Origin of the sequence: Exiguobacterium sp. s127 (genome assembly GCF_018618695.1) — a bacterium.
In the GTDB taxonomy this organism is placed as follows: domain Bacteria; phylum Bacillota; class Bacilli; order Exiguobacteriales; family Exiguobacteriaceae; genus Exiguobacterium_A; species Exiguobacterium_A oxidotolerans.
Genome location: NZ_JACSMO010000005.1, coordinates 188,570 through 205,414, shown reverse-complemented (window position 1 = coordinate 205,414; position 16,845 = coordinate 188,570). Strand labels below are relative to the sequence as shown.

The window sequence follows — 16,845 nt, the reverse complement described above, 5'->3', positions numbered from 1 at the left end:
ATTTTACCACTATATGGTTTTAATCTTAATCAAATGTTAAAATGATGGAAATGTATTTTGGTCGCAAAATCAATACATGTTTTCAGAACAGGAGTCGAGACAAGTGATTGATCATAAAAAACAAATTGAAGTCCTGCTGTACGGAAATCCATTACAGTTCGCCTGTGAAACACTTGGTGTCCCGAATATGCGAAATCATTCCTACGCAGACGTTTTTACTGTCAGTCGAGCGGAAGTCTTGGCTTATACGGCGGTACACGGTATACCTGAACCATCTTCGACCGAATCCAATCGTTTGCTGGACGGATTTCATTATTATGAAGAATACGGTACGTGGTACACGTTTTTTCGGGAACGTGGCATGACGTTTGACCAAAAGAAGTTCAGCGACGAAACAATCGCCAAAGAATACATTGTATCGATGCTTCTGAAGCTGACCATGACCGGATTATATTAAATCCATGGAAGGAAGGGATTACTTTGACTACTTCTCCATTCCCCATCCTGCAAACCACAAGACTGACGCTCCGCGAGGTGACACCGCTCGACGCTCCGAGTCTACTGACGTATCTCGCTGATGAACGTGTCGTTAAACCGATAGGGCTCGCTCCCTTCCAAACGGAAGCCGATGCGTTGGACGAAATCAACTGGTATCACGCCATCCGAACAGAACAGACCGGTCTCCGCTGGGGCATCACTGAACATGCGACTCCTGACATCATCGGCAGTTGCGGTTTCTTGAACCGTTCTTCCCGGCATCAGCGGGCGGAACTCGGCTTTGAACTGAGTCCTGCTCACTGGGGTAAAGGACTGGCACAAGAAGCCGTTCGAGCCGTACTCGCACACGGTTTTAATGAATGGAACTTAAACCGGATCGAAGCGCTTGTTCTGCCGGACAATACGGCCACTCAACGGTTGCTCGAACGGCTTGGTTTCAAGCGGGAAGGACTGTTGCGTCAATACGAGAAGACACGCGGACAGTTCGATGATTTGTATATGTATTCCTTGTTGAAGACAGAATGGCAGGACGGCTCAATCCACAATAAAAACACGTCCTTATACTAGCGACGTGTTTTTGCGTTTACCCACGCGGCGGGAACGGATCATTGCCGTATGAATCTTTATCGCGGATCTGACCTTCCTTGTTATGAATGATCAGCTCGACCTGTTGTTTTTTCGCAATTTCCCGTCCGGCTGCGATCGCTTCTATTTGTGTCGGAAATCGCTTCGTTGCTCTCGATGCCCCTTCCGCAATGACCTGATAACCGCCATCCGGATGTGGTGTAACATGCTGATTCGCCATGCGTTCACTTCCTTTTGAGTGGATTGTTTTAGTTTGATTCTATCTTTGATACCCTTAACTGGAAATCTTCATTCATCCGGAGACGTTCTTAAATATAATAGGAAAGTACACAACAACTGCCAAGGAAGGAACACTTTATGAAACTAAACGATTATTTCCACATTCACTTCGACAATCCAGATGTTTTGGAAGAATCTTTTGCGGAGCGTCCACTGACACTCAGTCTCGACTTGCAAAAAGGACTTTACCAAATACAGGAGGATTCCGATGAACTGAATATGGCCTACTTTGAGAAGGTCTATCAAAAATCCCTCGCCTTGTTTGAAGATCTGTTTCAGGAAGACGACCGTCTGTACCTCATTGTACGTGTCAGAAAAGAAGTCCAGTCTCCTCCGGCGAAAAGTACGGAGATCTTTGAGCGTTATCTTAAAAATAACAAGAATCGATACGCGCTTGAGTTCGAAAAAAAGGCTGTCCGCGATGAGGAAGAAGTCATTTACCAATACGCCCGCTTATTACCGAGCAGACAGTCCATTCGTTATAAAAAGTTGCTTCAAGCAATCTGCAATCAGGACTTTCCTGAATTGTATCCCCGCTTTAAGTCGAGACAGACGTACTATCCTGAAATTTTTTTCGTCAACCCTGCCAAAGACATCATCCTGTATATTTTTGACGACCGGGGTTGTTTCATTCTGCTCAATGAGAAAGAGACCTTTTATCGTCTGCACGAAAAATATAAATCTGACCAATCAGAAGGCTTTCTTAATTGCTTTGACACGCAGTAAGTTCATGTATTGCACAACTCAGGAATCCGACCTAATGGTCGAAAATTGATTAGGCTACCCCCGTCGTCCCGACGGTTGAAGAAGCTAAGATGCGTTCAGCTTCTTGTTTGAGGTTCAGTCCTGCGTTCACATCACGGTCCTAGTGGATGCCACAACTCGGGCACGTCCATTCACGCAAGCCAAGATGTTTCACATCTTTGTGTTGATGTCCGCAACTGGAGCACAGTTGACTAGAGGCGAAGGTCTTGAGTCCGACATCGACGCCGACGGACAAGCCCGTCTTCGGCATTTCGTTGATCTCCTGCTTCAACAACGGGAGTTCTTTTGAGCAAGAACCGTAAGACAGTCCCTTACCTGTCGTGTTATACCTCTCATCCCACTTCGCTAAAAAGTGATTGAAGACGAAGCGCGAACAACCAATGGTTTTCGCAATCAGGATTTCATGCTCTTTTGTCGGATAGATTCTGAATTTGTAGGCCTTCTGTGTCAACATGATGTTCACCACCTTACAAAAAATATACCTAAAAGAGAGGGTCGCGATTCATCTCCCACTTTCATTCGGGCTTCATCCGGATCGTTTAGAAGTGGGCGTTTTTCCGCCTAATTCTGGTAAAGTATCCTCTAGTTCTCCTTTAATAATTGATAAGCTACCGTCTGTTTCAAGAACAACAGCTTTCACCTCCTCTAATCCCCCGATTCCTTTATTACGCACGGCTTGTAAGATTTCGTTCTTGCTGATTCTTTCTTTTTTCATAGCCCTTTCAAGAAATTCGCCTCTTAAATATAGCAATCGTGGTTCTGACTTAATGAGTTTATTGAATTTTTCAAAACGAACAGCTATGAATGTCATCATGAATTGCATTAAAATTAATAGAGTAAGTGCAGTCAATCCTTCTAATAAACTGACATCCTTACTAAGTAAAATAGTAGATAAAGTAGAACCAAGTGCGACTGTAATCACTAAATCGAAAGCGTTCAACTTAGTTAATGTCCGCTTCCCAGAAATTCGTAAAAAAATTATTAGACTGATATAAGCTAAAAATCCTACAGTGGTAATGCGTATAAAACTCTCTATTGTTATTGAAAACATTTAGTCATCCCCTGTCTTTTCAAAATTTCATGCTACTGAACCGTTAGTTCAGTCTGTCGTGGAAAGGCTCAAATTGAACTACCTCTACCTACGCTTCGCTTAGAGGTTAAGGTCTTGCCGTACCATTCCGCTTTGTATTCGAGCATGCGGAAAGTTTTCCTTTCTTGTCCAAGGCCAACCATTGACGACGAGAAAGCTTGCGTTGCTCACGCGCCAGCTTTTTCTCAAGCTAACGAAAAAAAACGGTCATTCTTGTACACCGTGCCGTTCGACAGGATGGCGAAGGTCTTGAGTCCGACATCGACGCCGACGGATGAGCCCGTCTTCGGGAAGTTGAGACTTGCCCTGAATGTTCGTCCTATACGATTGAACAGGGTTGCACTTTGACTTGAAGCGTGGCCGTTCGTTCAGCTTCTTGAAGAAGCGGTCAAAAGCACCGTCAAGATGTTTGACGTTCGTTTGAATAGACGTGCTATCAACTTCTTTCAACCAGTCGAACGCCTGCTTCAACATCGGAATTTCTTCCGAACAAGAACCGTAAGACAGTCCTTTTCCTGTCATTTTGTATGTCTCATCCCACTTCAATAAGAAGTAATTGAAGATGAAGCGCGAACAACCAATGGTCTTCGCTATCAGGATTTCCTGTTCTTTTGTCGGGTATATTCTGAAGTTGTAGGCCTTGTGTGTCAACATGATGTTCCTCTCCTTGCAACGTATATACCCGAAAGAGTGGTTAGCGATTCATCTCCCACTTTTCACTCAGGCTTCACGCGAATCGTTTAGAAGTGGGCGTATTCTCGCCTAATTTTGAAAAACTGTCAGATAGACGTCACCGTGCTCTTCGAATAAAAATTTTCCGGTCAGCTCTCTCTTAACGGAAGAGGCGTTATCTGATAATTCTAATTACATTGCTTATGCTAAGCCTGACGACAAGACGACAATTGTGTTCTCTGATAATAATGGTAAAGAACTTGATCGATATACGATCATATTTGGTGCAGACCCTGTCGATTTTGAAATCAACGTCAAAGGACTTCGGGTGACGGCTGAAGGACTAGATACAGTGTCGACAGTCATTTCACCCGTGTTAACAAAGTAATTTCCTTTCATGCACCATGAGCTCTCATCTTTGAAGTATTTCTTAACTTTAAGTGGCGCACTCAAAGGAGATCACACACGAAAAATACTGCACAATAAAGCACGTCCAGTTTGTATGGACGTGCTTTATTGTGCAGTTCTACTAAACTTCGGTCATCCACGTGGCGGAAAAGGATCGTTTCCGTAAGAATCCCGCTCGCGGATTTGACCTTCTTTGTTATGAATTATTAACTCTACCTGTTGCTTCTTCGCAATTTCACGACCTGCGGCAATAGCTTCTTTTTGCGTCGAAAAACGTTTTGTGGCTTTGGAAGCCCCTGCCGCTTTGACTTGATATCCACCATCCGGATGTGGTGTGACATGCTGATTTTGTTTCGTCATGAGTTCACTTCCTATCGTTAAAAATTCTCTTGCAAAAAAATGCTTTTATAGAAAGTACCCTTTAAGTTTAATTTTTATTTTCTTGTCTGAAACTTTTAAAATAATCGTTCCAATATTGATGAGATCTACCTGCCGCTTCAAAGTAGTGACTCGTGTTGTTTGACTTACCTTCTCTGATTCCTTGATAAATTCCAGCCACAACTGTTCCAATAAATTCACCTAACTCGGCAATTCGTTCTTCTTTAAATTTTTCCACACTGATTGACGTGTAAGTTAAATCGACATCAAAAGCATTGCTCAAATAATTTGCAAGTTCGTATTGAGTAATGGCTTCGCCATGAAGATTGTATATTTTAGAATCATGCTTATCTTCTATCATCATTTTTGCATACGCATAAGCCAGTTCAGTTCTTGTCGTATAGCCGCATCTGTTGTCGCCTGCACAATTTCGAATGCCACCTTCTTTAATATAGGAGTCGATGTATTCAACATCGGGTTCAATATATATTCCATTGCGCCCAATAACCCACTCTAACCCGCTATCGATTACATCTTGTTCAGTCTGTCGATTACTCTTAACAATTGGTGAAAATGCAGTCCCCTCCTCTGCTCCTTGTATACTAGTGTAGACAATTTTCTTGACACCGCTATTTTTAGCAGCTCGAATGACATTGCGGTGTTGAATTACCCTCTTATCAGGTGCATCCATACCGGATACAAGTAACAACACATCAATCCCTTGAAGTGACTTCTCTAATGCTTCCAGATCGTCGTAATCGCCAGGACGTACTTCAATCCCAATATCCATTGCTTTTTCAGGCGTTCGCGCTAGTCCGATCACATCGCTTTTAGGTAATAGCGAGACCGCTTCTTTAATTATTGCTTTTCCCAACTTACCATTCGCAGCCGATATTGCTATTTTCATTTTTTCTCCTCCTTCGCGTTTTTTAACTGTTTCTTAAAATACAGACTAAACGTAGTAAAAATCCCAAAATGAATCGAGTCTCAAATAAGAAACAGAATATCTTTTCACTACTAAACCTATCCGGATGATAGTGAGTATTTCCCTTATACGCCGTGCTTCAATCTGTTTACTTGTTAAATGACTATTTTAAAAAATCACTACTTTTTCGCAAATCATTTCCTACTCCCAGCCCGGTAAAGGGCGTGGCAATTGTTCTGCAAAGGCCCGGTAGCCGTCATACCGCATGATTTGGGTTTGCGGATGTTCGACTCGTTTCGCGATCTGTTCACCGATGATCCAGTAATGACCATAGTCTTCATCAATCAGACCATCTCCCTTGGCCTCAATTGTCTTTTCGATCACTTCCTCGAGCGGATACAAGACCAGCCCCTCGTCGCCTAACATGAACAGTTTTGCTCCGTCATGCAGTTCGAAAAAAGTCTGATATTCACTTGGTAACGGTTGCTCGAACTCGGCTTGGAACGCTTGAAGTGTTTCCGGTCTGATCGGTTTTGGCAGATGGAACGTGGCTTGACCGATTGAATTGTAACTGCGCTGGATGAACGTCGATCCATGGCTGATTTTCTGTTTGAGTCCATCTAGGACAACTGCGATTTGCTTCATGATCTCCATCCTTTTTGTATCTCTATCTGAGGTTTGCTGATACGTCTTCCTCGATTCTACCATTTTACCAATAATTTGGGTGATTCGTCTTTCCTGTTTCTATGGTATTCTTTTTCTAATCATAACGGTGCCTATGTCACATCAGTCACCGATTCATTTGGAGGTGAACCATGCAGAAACAGTCTTCGATGCTACTGATTTTACTCGCAGCGATGTTTTGGGGCACGACCGGCACGTCACAAGCCTTTGCGCCGGAAGCGACTCATCCGATTGCGATCGGTGCAGTCCGTTTAGCAGTCGGCGGATTCTTTTTACTGTGCCTCGTCTTACTGACGGGAAAGTTGACCTTAAAAGATTGGCCCCTGCTCACGGTTTTTCTAGCCGCCCTCAGCATGGCCGCCTATCAGCCGTTGTTCTTTTCCGCTGTTCTCATGACCGGTGTCGCCGTCGGAACGGTCGTCGCAATCGGCAGTGCGCCGATTTTTTCCGGAGTCATTGAATGGTTGGTTTTAAAAGACCGTCCCGGTACGATTTGGTGGCTGTCGACATTACTGTCGATTGCCGGTTGTTTGCTGCTCGTCATAAATCAAGCGGCAGTATCGGTCAACCCGCTCGGCATTTTGCTCGCTCTCGGTGCCGGACTCTCCTTCGCCGCCTACACGTTCGTCAGCCGGGATCTGGTGAAAACCCATCCGCCGCTGTCGGTCGTCGCCGTCGTCTTTACGCTCAGCGCCGTCCTGTTGTCGCCGCTCCTGTTCCTGTTCGACCTGTCATGGGTCTTCAGTCTGCGCGGTGCCGGTATCAGTCTGCATCTCGGAGTTTTTGCGACCGGTCTTGCCTATCTCTTGTTCGCAAAAGGGCTCGCGCATGTCTCGTCTTCGACTGCCGTCACGCTGTCGCTTGGTGAACCGTTGACCGCTGCCCTGCTTGGAGTTTTTGTCCTCGGGGAAACACTCAGTCTGTTGTCGTGGATCGGCATTTTACTTTTATTTTGCGGCATCGGATTACTCATCTGGTCGTCACGACGGGTGCGACAGCCGGATATCCTCGAACTCGCCAAGGAGAAGCACTCTTAAGGAGGAATAGTCATGCACATCACATTTGAGAAACTGTTGTACCGGGAAGACTATCAGATCGCACTCGATCAATTGGTCACGGACGAGAATAACGGCCATCAAATCGCCCTCTATTTTCGCGGCCATACAGATCAAACTATGGTGATCATCGGTGATTATTCCTGCAATTATTTCAAACTATCGTTTGAAGCGGACAGTATCCTGCTTCGTGCACCGGATTTATATGAACTGGATGAAGGGCTCGAGTACAGCTCGATTCCACTTGTCCTGTTTAAGGAATCGGCACTTCTGACCTTTGCGACGGCCTGGATGGGATTGAAGCGGGACCCGTCGCGAGACTGGACCCACTACGCCATCCGGGCATTTGAGGATGACATTCATATCCTATCCCCGCGTCCACCCGCTTTTACGGACCTCGGTCACAAGATGAGCGACTATATCGTGAAACAGTCGTTAAATCCACAGGCGGATCGTTGATACAAAAAAGCCCTACCTCGCCAAAGGTAGGGTGATGCGATACGCCTGTCCGACGGCTTGCGCCGGACGGGACATAGTTTCATTATACATAGCGCGCCAGTGTTTTTTCAATCGTCTGGATTGAATCGACCGGGGCAAACCGCTTGACGACCCGCCCTTGACGGTCGACGAGAAACTTCGTGAAGTTCCATTTGATGGTTGACGAAAGCAGTCCTCCCTGTTGCTGTTTCAAGTACGTATACAACCGGTGTTCTGCTGGCCCGTTGACGTCAATCTTCTGAAACATCGGAAACGTCACACCGTAATTCCGCTGACAAAACCGCATCGTTTCTTGCGGATCAGCAAATTCCTGACGGTTGAACTGATCACACGGGAAACCAAGCACCTGAACGCCTTGCTCGGCATACGTGTCGTACAACCGTTGCAAGTCTCCGAGCTGACCGGCGAGCCCGCATTTGCTGGCTGTGTTGACGATAAGAAGTACCTCTCCCGCATAATCTTGTAATGAAACGGTCTGTCCGGTTGCATCCTGTACTTCAATCTCATAGAGTGATGGCATCCCGTCGCGCCCCCTTTTCCGTCAGTATACGCCGTTAGAAAAACTCCGTCTTTTTTGAACACGCGGCGACCTGCTTACCAGACAGATTCTTCCCGGTCACTCAGCTTAATGACGAACGGCATGATCAGTAAAAAAAACAGGCTGACGTATCCGAGCGACAGATAATGCTGCGTATCTTTTGAAAGATACTGCTTTTCGCCACAGTTCGGGCATGCCTTGCCATGCTTCGCAAAGCCGACAGCCAGTACGTCTTTCGTCTTCCACTTGTAATCACAATTTGTACAGCGTACCATCTCATCATCCCCTTTGAATTCTTTTACCTGTTTGTTCCAGTAAAGGTTTCACGATTCGGACGATTTTTGTTGAGTATACCAACGAAAGACGCTCATTTCTTAGTCTTTAGGCTTTTCTCCACTTCCTGAAAGTCTTTTATCCAATCCCGAAAATCATCGTCCACATGAAAATACTCAGTCGGGCTATTTTGCAAATCCATCCCATAGACCGTCGTCAGACAATGAAAAACAGCCAACTCCTCCTTTGTCAACACACGATTTTCTTTTTCTTCCATCCATTCCATCGCCGTCATCACTTCATACGCCCAATCCGACACTTCTTCCCGTGTCAGCTGGTTTTCTAAAACCATTTCCAACTTTGTGATGGTTTCACTGATTTGAACATTCTCCATTACACCAACTCCTATTGGGTATTCTTTCTTGATTGTATCGTGCATTTGTTATTCTTCGCTTCTTTTTTGTAAAAAAACGGAATATGCGAAACCTTATACGGTAGTCAACGTAAAAAAATATAACAATGTATCACTATAACAAAAGGATTACCGCAGAAGCGTTTAACCCTATGTTTACGATGGTCATACAAATTAAAAAGATGGTGTATTTTTACATAAAATTAAAAAATGGAGGTCATCCCCTTGAAAAAAGTAATCGTTCCTTTGCTTTGTGTCCCGTTCCTTCTGTTATCGGCATGTTCAGATGAAAAAGAAAAAGCAGTGACTCATGAAGAGTCTGCAGCTTTCAAACCAGAAACTATAAAAATCGGCAAGGACAGCGAACTGACGATCGTACCGCTGTACGCGCCGTATCAAACATATTTGAAGGCATCGCTTAAGAAAGACGACTCAGCGATGGACGTAAAAAATTATGCAGAATATGTCCTCGGCTACATTGACAAGATCGGGGAACAGGAGAACTTCAATACAAACAGCCTAAAGAGCTTTTTCTTGTTGCAATCAACAATCAATGAGCAGGATCTGCTCGATCGTACGAATGAATTGGCGAAACGGAATGACGAAATCAAAGAAATCATTACGAACAGCTACCTCGCTTCCCATAAGGTTCTCCCTAAAAAAACAGCACGATTTTCATCGCACCGTCCAATCCGGAATTTTGGTCGATGATTGATCCGTTAGGAGGAGTCGGTGGAGCCGCTTTTAAAGATTCCATCCTCTTTAATCTAAATCCCGACTTCAATCAGGACGTGCTTGCCTATACGGTCGCACACGAATACCATCACCTGGTCCTGAATGACACACCCGAGTTAAGTTCAATCGATACGTCCCTCGACTCTGTCATCTTCGAAGGGAAAGCCGATGCCTTTGCCGATCGCATCATTAAAGATGTCAAGCCGCCCTGGGATAAACCAATCGATGAGGCAGCGAAGAAACATGTAGCGCGTCTGATTGGGAACGGCGAAGCCGATTATCAGGAGATTACAATGGGAAACACTGAAAAAGACATCCCTTTATGGAGCCGCTATTCTTTAGGCCGCGATATCTTGACGCATCACCTGAAAGCAAACCCTGATCTCGCCGTCAAAGCATGGACGTATGAAGAGAATGATGACATCTTAAAAGGCTACAAGTATCAGGATCTTCTCAAATGATGAATAAGCAAAATAGTAGTGAAAAGAGCAAAGATTCAATTGAGTCAGGTTCGGTGAATACAAAAAAAATATCGTTGCAGGATGCTTTCTTAATCGTCAAGTCCGTCCTTACATTACGTTTGATAATGGCCGAATTGTCTTTTCGATGATGTCGAGAGAAGCCGGAATCTGAATCCATCTTTCCATCTCCGGGTCAAAATAAAGTCCCTGTTCTCGCATGGTTTCTTTGCTGTTCATTTCATCATATTCTAAAATTTGATCCAGATTTTCATCGGACTCCTCAAAGTCATCGAACGGTCCCGACCCATAATAAAAGAGTAAGCCTTCTTTTGTATATCCCTCTAATTCTTGAACCGTTTCTTCCATTAATTCGAGTGGACGTATGCGGGCTTTCGCGTAATCGATGATTGTCGGATAAACGTCAAATGGTATGTCGTGTTCTAAAAATCGTTTCGAATACCATTGCCAAATCCATTTCCACTTACAGATGAAATACACGATGTATTCGACTTGTGATGTTTCTTCCCGCTCATGCATTTCGTAAGACAACGTGATGGTGTCTTGTTCCAGCTCGAATTCAATAATAAATTCACCATTCCGATCTTCCTCTTTCAGAAGTTCATCGATTCGTAAATCGTTTAGTTCAAGATAGTCCAACAATGGAACTGGTCGTTTCGCTTCTTCGCGAAACAACACCCTTATATTTTTAATTACTTCGATTGTCATTTGGAACCTCCAGAATGAGTCAAGCAAAGAAACCTTGCTTGATTCATTAGTTTTTTATCAAAACTAGCCACAAATCTGCCTACTTCTAAACATTAAGGACGAAATCCTCATGAAAGTCATTACCGCGATACCTACCTATAAACAACACATACAAAAGGAAGGAGTAGAAAAATATGTTTTATGATGAATACGAACTGCTTGAGTTATTCGAATCCGAACCGGAAGAACTTTATCAAGAAGGTGCCGGTTTTTATATGTATAAAAAGGTCGACAAACTCGGATTTCAGCTATTACTGTATATCTCACAATATGAACATAAATGTGACGTCAGCTTAAGTAATGATGAATACAGGTGGACGATCTTCGATTTTGAACTATATTTTATAGAATCAATCAGAAATGAAAGTGAGTGTTTAAAAATCAAAGGCGATTCAGGAAAAACGGAAGTTGATATACAGTTTAAGCCACATTTCAGTTTAACTCATATTAGATTATCTGATTAAAAATATGATTGATTTTTTAAGATACTACTTGCGTAGGAGAACAGTTTAAAATGCGTAAATACTTATTGATTGGTTCTGTAATGATCATCTTTGCGTTTTTTGTTCAATTCGAACCCTTATGTAATGAGCCGCCAGATCCCCGTGTCGAGATAAAGGGACAAAGTATTTTAACGGTCCAAGGTACATTTTGCTGGAGTTGCATGTTTAGAGGTCAATGCGTCGACAAAATCTACGCAGACGGTCTGCACATGACTGAAAAAAGTAACCCGGTTACGTTAAAAAATAAGCAACTCGTAATACCAAAAAAGAGTGGAACGTACGCATATGAACTTTAAGCAGGATGGTCGGAGAATGGTGATGGTCAGTATGCTCTCTTAATCAAAATAGATTGAAGTGAGAACGAACTCGCATCTATACTAACATCTAAATATGTATTACAATGTATTACAAAGGAGATGATAAGTATGAGTACGATTTCTGTTCGACTCGATGATGAAGATACGCGACTGATCAAAGAATATGCGAAAGCAAAAAACATCACGATTTCTACACTTGTTCGCGATGCCGTTCTCGATCGTATTGAAGATGAGATTGATTTACAACTCTATCATGATTCCATGGCAGCACACCGCAAAAAATCAGAAGCAATCTCGTTTGATGATATGATAAAGGCACTTGATTTAGAATGACAGCATATATAGTCGAGTTTGAGCTCGGAGCTCAAAAGTCCCTTAAAAAGATGGATCCTCAACAATCGCGGATCATCATGTCCTGGATCAAGAAGAACCTGGTCGGGACGGATGATCCGCGTCGTCATGGAAAGGGTCTGGTCTCGAATCGTTCGGGTGAATGGCGGTATCGCATCGGTGATTATCGTCTGATTGCTGACATCCAAGAGGACAAAGTCGTGATCTTGATTCTTGAGATTGGCCATCGTCGGGATATCTATAAATAAGGAAGCTAAGACCCACGGATAAGTAAACATCTTCGTTTCTCTTTTTAACGACTGTTTTTGCAAACGTCGCTTAACCATTATTCATACGTATGATGAAAAGGAACAAAGTGCCTTCACCTCTAACAAAGAAGGGATTTGGCTCTTTTGATGACTTTAAGTTCGTGGTTTTAAATAGTTACAGGTAAAAACATTTAAGACTCCCCTTCCCGAGTTGGAAATTTTATGTAAAAAATGTATAATCATATAACAAATCAAACAGGATGTGATTGGATGCAAAAAACATTACTCTACCTTTCGATACTGAACAGTCTTTACCTCGTAATTAATTTATTTACGTATTCCGACAGTCTCCTTAACGCCCCGCTCGGCTTAACAACACTGTTTGCTGTCGTTTTGATGTTTTTCAATGACAGAGCAAAGAAAACGGGACGATCGTCCTTTACCAAAACAACGGATGTCCTCAGTTTCATCAACATCCTGATTGGATTTTCGCTGATTGTCTTTATTTAAGAAAGGAAAATACCGATGACGATTTTTCTACATAGCCGAATCTTATTTAACGGCACATAACGTAACGAAAGAGGAGTGGGAACCTGTTTATGTGTACACTCTTCTTTTTATCAATCAAGCTGATTTTCATTATTAAAGTAGGACTACTCGAAAGTTCAGTTCTTCAAATTCTTCTTTAGGACGTAGACAGCAAGAGCAATCAGACCACATCCGATACCTAGCACTAAGGCTATAAAACTTGATAAATGTAGCAAATTCAACCTCACCTTCTTTACCTGATAACCTATAATCAGTGCCAATTTCATACTAACATTAGTTCTTCTTCTTTCACTTGTTACTCAGCTTTGATACGCTTTTAACCAATGGTATGGTTGCAACTCATGGAGTGCTTTAAAGACTAGTGCTTGCTCGGGATTCGTGACGGCAGCTTTGACGTCCGCACCAAAGTAAAACAGACGCTCCTGGCAGACACCGCATGGACTCAAAATCTTGAACGGTGCCTGTTCATCGTCCCGCACGACACAAATCGTATGTGTGATCCGACAATTCAACTTGTGTGCTTCGAGGATGGCACCAGTCTCGATGCACAATTCCGTCGACGCATTGACGACTTCCGGTGCGACACTCGTCAAGATCCGCCCGTCATCGGTCGCCATCGCTGCCGCTCCACCCCATCCGTTCGAATACCTCGTTTCGATTAATTCTTTTGCTGCCTCAAATAACTGCTGTTCAATATTCATTTCATCACTCCTGTATGCAGACGCATTTTGACGAATTCAAAGCTTCCACCGTTCGTTTCTTGCTGAAACCGTTCAATCGGCTCAAAACCGCTTTTAGTGTACAACCGGATTGCCCGTTCGTTAAACGTTGCGACGGCTAATTCAATGTGGCGCGGTTGATACTGCTTGATCGCAAAGGCAAGACCGGATTCCAAAAAAGCCGTTCCGTTTCCCCGTCCCGTCAAATCAGGTCGCATCCCTAACGCCAATTCAAGGCTGCCCTGTCCGGGTTCGAACACAAAAAATCCGATCAGTTGCGTACCGTCCATCACCGCATAGTAATGTTCTTTCCGTTTGTCCGGATCCAAAAATTCCGCCAGGTCCTCCTGATCATTCGGCATATCGCAGAACGCAAAGTCACCCTCATATTGCCAGTCATACGCAATCTGTTCCGCCTGATGTTGTGTCAGTGGTAAATAGGTATAGGTCATTGCAAGCGACCTCCCTTCAAAAGGAATTTATGCATCAATCAGGATCGGTTTTTTCTGTATTCGAGTAACAGTGGTGTCAGATTCAGTCCAATCGACACAATCGTTAAGAACCACCAGGCGCGTTCCATTCCGGGAACAACGTCTGCCAAGGCCGCCCAGTCCTCCGCTTCGACCCAGCTCGCCAGTTGACTGTATTCCGTACACAGTGTGAGCGCCGTAAGCGATAACCCGGCAGCCATCGCCAGCTTATAGTCCTTGCCGATGAAGTACAAAATCAGATTCACCGCCGTCGCGAAGATGGCAAGTATCCCAAACAGTAGCCACATGACACAATTCCTCCTCTCCTTGTTGTGTTTCCTATTGTTATTCCTTTCGACAATCAATCAAATATTTTATTTCTTATCTTCGAGATAAAGTGTTTCGTCGATTTCTTCATACGTCGAAACATCACCATACGTTACAGTTAGTTCAGTGTCTTCTGACCACTCCCAAAAGTAGTCGCCTTGCGCGATGATAGCACGTTCTAAAAAACATTCGAAATTTAAATTTAACGCAACTGCAGTGTCCAGACCATCTGATGGATGCACGACCGTGATATATGGTTTTTTAAAGGAGTCTTCTGCATCTGTACATTGATTTTTATCAATTAAAATCCATTTCTCATCTATTTGACCTATGATCCAGTAGTTTCCTTCTGAGAGGATACCGTCTTCTGAATGGTGCTCTTCCGACATTTCGAGCATTTCCTCAAGAGGAAACAATTCTAGGATTAAATCAGATTCTGTTTCAAATAAACCGCATCCATTATGTAACGTTAAAAAATGTTTGTAGTCCCTTGGTAAAGAAAACGTATCTTTCAGGAAGTGTGAATCAATCTCTTTAGAAGTTAACGGTGTATTGAAGGTGCAAGTTGCCCATCCATTTCTCCCGTATCTCCCCATAATAAATCTCGGTTCGTTTTTGAACATTTGTTTGAGCAAAATCAACGTTCTTTCAATCAGTTTCATTTTATCTCCTCCTCATTTTTTTCGAACTATCATCACGCCAAAATATCCTCTTCAGTTTATACCTTTAGTTGGAAATAAAGATACTAGATTACAGACTTTATGATATGATCAACTCAGTGCTTTTATTACATTTATTACCTATTTTATCATTAGAAGGAGGGCTTTAGATGAGTGGTGATGGACTACTTTGGAGTGTATTATTACCAAGCTTAATCGCATTAAATGTATCAGCTATCCTTTTATACAAAAAAGGGAAAATGCCTTTATGGGGATCCGGCTTACTAATTGTCATACTCGGACCAATCATCGCTTTGATAACCGGTTCTGTTTTTTTAAAAATCGACCATAGTACGGGCGGATACGGTTTTGGAGCAGCTTATGCAGCAGCTTTTATTGGGTTCGTGATCGTTGGTAACGGGATCCTGTATCTCATCATCGGTCTCGTATTAGGGATTAAGAACTTCATTAAACGACGGCAAGTAAATCAGTCAAGATGAAAATACAGAATAGAAAAGGAACCCTAACTTCGAATCATAATGCACGGTCTGTTCACTTCAAATCCTGTATGCTCATGCGCTCCAACTCTTTTTCCTGTTTTTTTCTAAACACCTCTCGGCCTTTCCCCCACTCCGCTACCAAACAAAGCAAACCAAACCCTGTGATTAGCAAGTATTGTATTGTACTAACCGACTCGACGTTAACATATCGCCAAGTCATTCCTGCAGAAAACAACAATGGAACAACTGCCCCTAAGTACACATTCTTTTGACTCGATAATACATACTGCGCTCCGAGCACAGCTGCATAAAGTAAACCTTTTAGCAGAATATCCATTCCATTTTTCCTCCTAGTCGAGCATATTTTAAAACCACCAACCATTTATCAATATCAATAATTTACCATATTGAAACGGATGTTCATTCGATATTTATGATGATTACAATAATGTAAGTGAATACCTAAATGGAGAAAAACTAAAAAACAATTCTTCTCTTAAACGAGAAAAATCGCTTTTCGTCTTCACTCTCAAGTCCTTTTGGATGCTGTTCTCTATCCATATAAGGATGATGATTTGACTAACTTTAATGAAACCAAGCATAATGATAAACAGCAAAGTGTTACACAACTCGCTATGCAACGAAAGGATGTTGGTTATGTCATCAAAAAAAGTCTGGACAGTCGAAGGTTATGAAGAGCACGGTGTCGAGAAACATGGAGAAGCAAGTTTGACTGAATCGTTTACGAATGAGGCCGATGCTCGTAAAGCTGCTAAAAAAATGGCGGATCAGCACGATGATCTCGATGTATATGTCATTTATACAAATACATCAAGCGGAAAAACAGAAGAACGCTTCTTCAATTCGGATGGATCTTACAGTGAAGAAGGATATGAATGGTAACAGCTTAGCCGTCGATTTGACGGCTTTTTTTGTATGACGAATTGTATGATTAAACACAATACCTAACTGAATACACAAAAAACGCTCTGTTGAGCAGTTCGCGGGGAAATTCTTGAGGCTGACTCATATGTGGGATATCTATCGATTAAAACGAATCAGTGTTTTTTTCATGCGTGATTCAGTCACAGACTAAAGCGTTATGAACACTACGAATTTGTACCAAAATGGCCGATATTCCCGTGAAAAGTGGGATTATCGGCCATTTGATTGATGGAGGA

The 16,845-nt window shown here is 43.0% G+C and carries 29 protein-coding genes and 1 pseudogene; 14 read left to right on the top strand and 16 right to left on the bottom strand.

Annotated elements, in window-relative coordinates:
* Positions 1 to 103: 103 nt before the first annotated feature.
* Both KNP98_RS09020 and KNP98_RS09015 read left to right on the top strand, forming a co-directional pair.
* Positions 104 to 457: a hypothetical protein gene (locus tag KNP98_RS09020; RefSeq protein ID WP_214765689.1), complete on the top strand. Its 354-nt coding sequence runs from the start codon at positions 104 to 106 to the stop codon at positions 455 to 457.
* Between the two features lie 23 nt (positions 458 to 480).
* On the top strand, positions 481 to 1,065 hold the full coding sequence (locus tag KNP98_RS09015; RefSeq protein WP_214765686.1) for a GNAT family N-acetyltransferase: 585 nt from the start codon (positions 481 to 483) through the stop codon (positions 1,063 to 1,065).
* Between the two features lie 16 nt (positions 1,066 to 1,081).
* Here KNP98_RS09015 and KNP98_RS09010 read toward each other — a convergent pair whose 3' ends face one another.
* Positions 1,082 to 1,303 carry a DUF2188 domain-containing protein gene (locus KNP98_RS09010; RefSeq protein WP_214765683.1) on the bottom strand — a complete coding sequence of 74 codons (222 nt, stop codon included), beginning with the start codon at positions 1,301 to 1,303 and terminating at the stop codon, positions 1,082 to 1,084.
* A gap of 137 nt (positions 1,304 to 1,440) precedes the next feature.
* Here KNP98_RS09010 and KNP98_RS09005 point away from each other — a divergent pair, with 137 nt between their 5' ends.
* On the top strand, positions 1,441 to 2,088 hold the full coding sequence (locus KNP98_RS09005) for a DUF3885 domain-containing protein (protein ID WP_214765680.1): 648 nt from the start codon (positions 1,441 to 1,443) through the stop codon (positions 2,086 to 2,088).
* 139 nt (positions 2,089 to 2,227) lie between these two features.
* Here the strand turns inward: KNP98_RS09005 and KNP98_RS09000 are convergent, their stop codons facing one another.
* From KNP98_RS09000 to KNP98_RS08990, 3 genes and pseudogenes are all read right to left on the bottom strand, one after another.
* Positions 2,228 to 2,581, bottom strand: a complete 354-nt coding sequence (locus tag KNP98_RS09000; RefSeq protein WP_483298138.1) for a helix-turn-helix domain-containing protein — start codon at positions 2,579 to 2,581, stop codon at positions 2,228 to 2,230.
* 72 nt (positions 2,582 to 2,653) lie between these two features.
* Entirely contained in the window at positions 2,654 to 3,178 is a 525-nt protein-coding gene (locus KNP98_RS08995; RefSeq protein WP_214801331.1) for a DUF421 domain-containing protein, read from the bottom strand.
* A 127-nt stretch (positions 3,179 to 3,305) separates the two neighbouring features.
* Positions 3,306 to 3,871 (bottom strand): annotated as a pseudogene (locus KNP98_RS08990) (helix-turn-helix domain-containing protein); the annotation flags it as partial.
* Between the two features lie 250 nt (positions 3,872 to 4,121).
* Between KNP98_RS08990 and KNP98_RS08985 the strand changes: the two are divergent.
* A complete protein-coding gene (locus KNP98_RS08985) occupies positions 4,122 to 4,277 on the top strand; it encodes a hypothetical protein (protein ID WP_214811181.1) in 156 nt (51 codons plus the stop codon).
* A 152-nt stretch (positions 4,278 to 4,429) separates the two neighbouring features.
* Here KNP98_RS08985 and KNP98_RS08980 read toward each other — a convergent pair whose 3' ends face one another.
* The 3 genes from KNP98_RS08980 to KNP98_RS08970 all read right to left on the bottom strand — a co-directional run bounded on the left by KNP98_RS08980 (position 4,430) and on the right by KNP98_RS08970 (position 6,245).
* Positions 4,430 to 4,657 carry a DUF2188 domain-containing protein gene (locus KNP98_RS08980; RefSeq protein WP_214811179.1) on the bottom strand — a complete coding sequence of 76 codons (228 nt, stop codon included), beginning with the start codon at positions 4,655 to 4,657 and terminating at the stop codon, positions 4,430 to 4,432.
* Between the two features lie 67 nt (positions 4,658 to 4,724).
* Positions 4,725 to 5,582 carry an SDR family oxidoreductase gene (locus KNP98_RS08975; RefSeq protein ID WP_214765671.1) on the bottom strand — a complete coding sequence of 286 codons (858 nt, stop codon included), beginning with the start codon at positions 5,580 to 5,582 and terminating at the stop codon, positions 4,725 to 4,727.
* 219 nt (positions 5,583 to 5,801) lie between these two features.
* Positions 5,802 to 6,245 carry an SMI1/KNR4 family protein gene (locus KNP98_RS08970; protein WP_214811176.1) on the bottom strand — a complete coding sequence of 148 codons (444 nt, stop codon included), beginning with the start codon at positions 6,243 to 6,245 and terminating at the stop codon, positions 5,802 to 5,804.
* Positions 6,246 to 6,415: 170 nt separating this feature from the next.
* Here KNP98_RS08970 and KNP98_RS08965 point away from each other — a divergent pair, with 170 nt between their 5' ends.
* Positions 6,416 to 7,321 carry a DMT family transporter gene (locus KNP98_RS08965; RefSeq protein WP_214811174.1) on the top strand — a complete coding sequence of 302 codons (906 nt, stop codon included), beginning with the start codon at positions 6,416 to 6,418 and terminating at the stop codon, positions 7,319 to 7,321.
* A 12-nt stretch (positions 7,322 to 7,333) separates the two neighbouring features.
* Positions 7,334 to 7,798, top strand: coding sequence for a hypothetical protein (locus tag KNP98_RS08960; protein WP_214801326.1), 465 nt, complete (start codon positions 7,334 to 7,336; stop codon positions 7,796 to 7,798).
* Positions 7,799 to 7,880: 82 nt separating this feature from the next.
* Here KNP98_RS08960 and KNP98_RS08955 read toward each other — a convergent pair whose 3' ends face one another.
* From KNP98_RS08955 to KNP98_RS08945, 3 genes are all read right to left on the bottom strand, one after another.
* The gene (locus KNP98_RS08955) at positions 7,881 to 8,357 is read right to left on the bottom strand and encodes a glutathione peroxidase (protein ID WP_214801322.1); all 477 of its coding nucleotides are present in this window, start codon (positions 8,355 to 8,357) and stop codon (positions 7,881 to 7,883) included.
* Positions 8,358 to 8,431: 74 nt separating this feature from the next.
* Positions 8,432 to 8,650, bottom strand: a complete 219-nt coding sequence (locus KNP98_RS08950; protein ID WP_088836894.1) for a hypothetical protein — start codon at positions 8,648 to 8,650, stop codon at positions 8,432 to 8,434.
* A gap of 92 nt (positions 8,651 to 8,742) precedes the next feature.
* Positions 8,743 to 9,042 (bottom strand): hypothetical protein, encoded by a 300-nt coding sequence (locus KNP98_RS08945; RefSeq protein WP_214801320.1) that lies wholly within the window; start codon positions 9,040 to 9,042, stop codon positions 8,743 to 8,745.
* A 243-nt stretch (positions 9,043 to 9,285) separates the two neighbouring features.
* Here KNP98_RS08945 and KNP98_RS16045 point away from each other — a divergent pair, with 243 nt between their 5' ends.
* The gene (locus tag KNP98_RS16045) at positions 9,286 to 9,771 is read left to right on the top strand and encodes a hypothetical protein (RefSeq protein WP_251135159.1); all 486 of its coding nucleotides are present in this window, start codon (positions 9,286 to 9,288) and stop codon (positions 9,769 to 9,771) included.
* A complete protein-coding gene (locus tag KNP98_RS16040) occupies positions 9,768 to 10,256 on the top strand; it encodes a DUF2268 domain-containing putative Zn-dependent protease (protein WP_251135157.1) in 489 nt (162 codons plus the stop codon). The genes KNP98_RS16045 and KNP98_RS16040 overlap by 4 nt, the downstream gene beginning before the upstream one ends.
* A 108-nt stretch (positions 10,257 to 10,364) precedes the next feature.
* On the opposite strand, the gene KNP98_RS08935 is transcribed toward KNP98_RS16040, so the two are convergent.
* A complete protein-coding gene (locus KNP98_RS08935) occupies positions 10,365 to 10,982 on the bottom strand; it encodes a hypothetical protein (protein WP_088836892.1) in 618 nt (205 codons plus the stop codon).
* 173 nt (positions 10,983 to 11,155) lie between these two features.
* Here KNP98_RS08935 and KNP98_RS08930 point away from each other — a divergent pair, with 173 nt between their 5' ends.
* From KNP98_RS08930 to KNP98_RS08915, 4 genes are all read left to right on the top strand, one after another.
* Positions 11,156 to 11,485: a hypothetical protein gene (locus KNP98_RS08930; RefSeq protein ID WP_088836891.1), complete on the top strand. Its 330-nt coding sequence runs from the start codon at positions 11,156 to 11,158 to the stop codon at positions 11,483 to 11,485.
* A 464-nt stretch (positions 11,486 to 11,949) separates the two neighbouring features.
* Positions 11,950 to 12,174, top strand: a complete 225-nt coding sequence (gene relB / locus KNP98_RS08925) for a type II toxin-antitoxin system RelB family antitoxin (RefSeq protein ID WP_029333494.1) — start codon at positions 11,950 to 11,952, stop codon at positions 12,172 to 12,174.
* Positions 12,171 to 12,440, top strand: a complete 270-nt coding sequence (locus KNP98_RS08920; RefSeq protein ID WP_214801311.1) for a type II toxin-antitoxin system RelE family toxin — start codon at positions 12,171 to 12,173, stop codon at positions 12,438 to 12,440. Before relB ends, KNP98_RS08920 begins: the two co-directional genes overlap by 4 nt.
* Before the next feature lie 270 nt (positions 12,441 to 12,710).
* Positions 12,711 to 12,950 (top strand): hypothetical protein, encoded by a 240-nt coding sequence (locus tag KNP98_RS08915; protein WP_214801308.1) that lies wholly within the window; start codon positions 12,711 to 12,713, stop codon positions 12,948 to 12,950.
* 338 nt (positions 12,951 to 13,288) lie between these two features.
* On the opposite strand, the gene KNP98_RS08910 is transcribed toward KNP98_RS08915, so the two are convergent.
* The 4 genes from KNP98_RS08910 to KNP98_RS08895 all read right to left on the bottom strand — a co-directional run bounded on the left by KNP98_RS08910 (position 13,289) and on the right by KNP98_RS08895 (position 15,167).
* The gene (locus KNP98_RS08910) at positions 13,289 to 13,690 is read right to left on the bottom strand and encodes a cytidine deaminase (protein WP_214801305.1); all 402 of its coding nucleotides are present in this window, start codon (positions 13,688 to 13,690) and stop codon (positions 13,289 to 13,291) included.
* The gene (locus KNP98_RS08905; RefSeq protein WP_214811171.1) at positions 13,687 to 14,160 is read right to left on the bottom strand and encodes a GNAT family N-acetyltransferase; all 474 of its coding nucleotides are present in this window, start codon (positions 14,158 to 14,160) and stop codon (positions 13,687 to 13,689) included. Before KNP98_RS08905 ends, KNP98_RS08910 begins: the two co-directional genes overlap by 4 nt.
* 38 nt (positions 14,161 to 14,198) lie before the next feature.
* Positions 14,199 to 14,486, bottom strand: coding sequence for a hypothetical protein (locus KNP98_RS08900; RefSeq protein WP_214769569.1), 288 nt, complete (start codon positions 14,484 to 14,486; stop codon positions 14,199 to 14,201).
* 66 nt (positions 14,487 to 14,552) lie between these two features.
* A complete protein-coding gene (locus tag KNP98_RS08895; protein ID WP_214769571.1) occupies positions 14,553 to 15,167 on the bottom strand; it encodes an SMI1/KNR4 family protein in 615 nt (204 codons plus the stop codon).
* A 167-nt stretch (positions 15,168 to 15,334) separates the two neighbouring features.
* Here KNP98_RS08895 and KNP98_RS08890 point away from each other — a divergent pair, with 167 nt between their 5' ends.
* Positions 15,335 to 15,664: an ABC transporter permease gene (locus KNP98_RS08890; protein ID WP_214769574.1), complete on the top strand. Its 330-nt coding sequence runs from the start codon at positions 15,335 to 15,337 to the stop codon at positions 15,662 to 15,664.
* 52 nt (positions 15,665 to 15,716) lie between these two features.
* On the opposite strand, the gene KNP98_RS08885 is transcribed toward KNP98_RS08890, so the two are convergent.
* Positions 15,717 to 16,001 (bottom strand): hypothetical protein, encoded by a 285-nt coding sequence (locus tag KNP98_RS08885; RefSeq protein WP_214801298.1) that lies wholly within the window; start codon positions 15,999 to 16,001, stop codon positions 15,717 to 15,719.
* A 320-nt stretch (positions 16,002 to 16,321) separates the two neighbouring features.
* Here KNP98_RS08885 and KNP98_RS08880 point away from each other — a divergent pair, with 320 nt between their 5' ends.
* Positions 16,322 to 16,567 carry a hypothetical protein gene (locus tag KNP98_RS08880; RefSeq protein WP_214801295.1) on the top strand — a complete coding sequence of 82 codons (246 nt, stop codon included), beginning with the start codon at positions 16,322 to 16,324 and terminating at the stop codon, positions 16,565 to 16,567.
* Positions 16,568 to 16,845 lie beyond the last annotated feature (278 nt).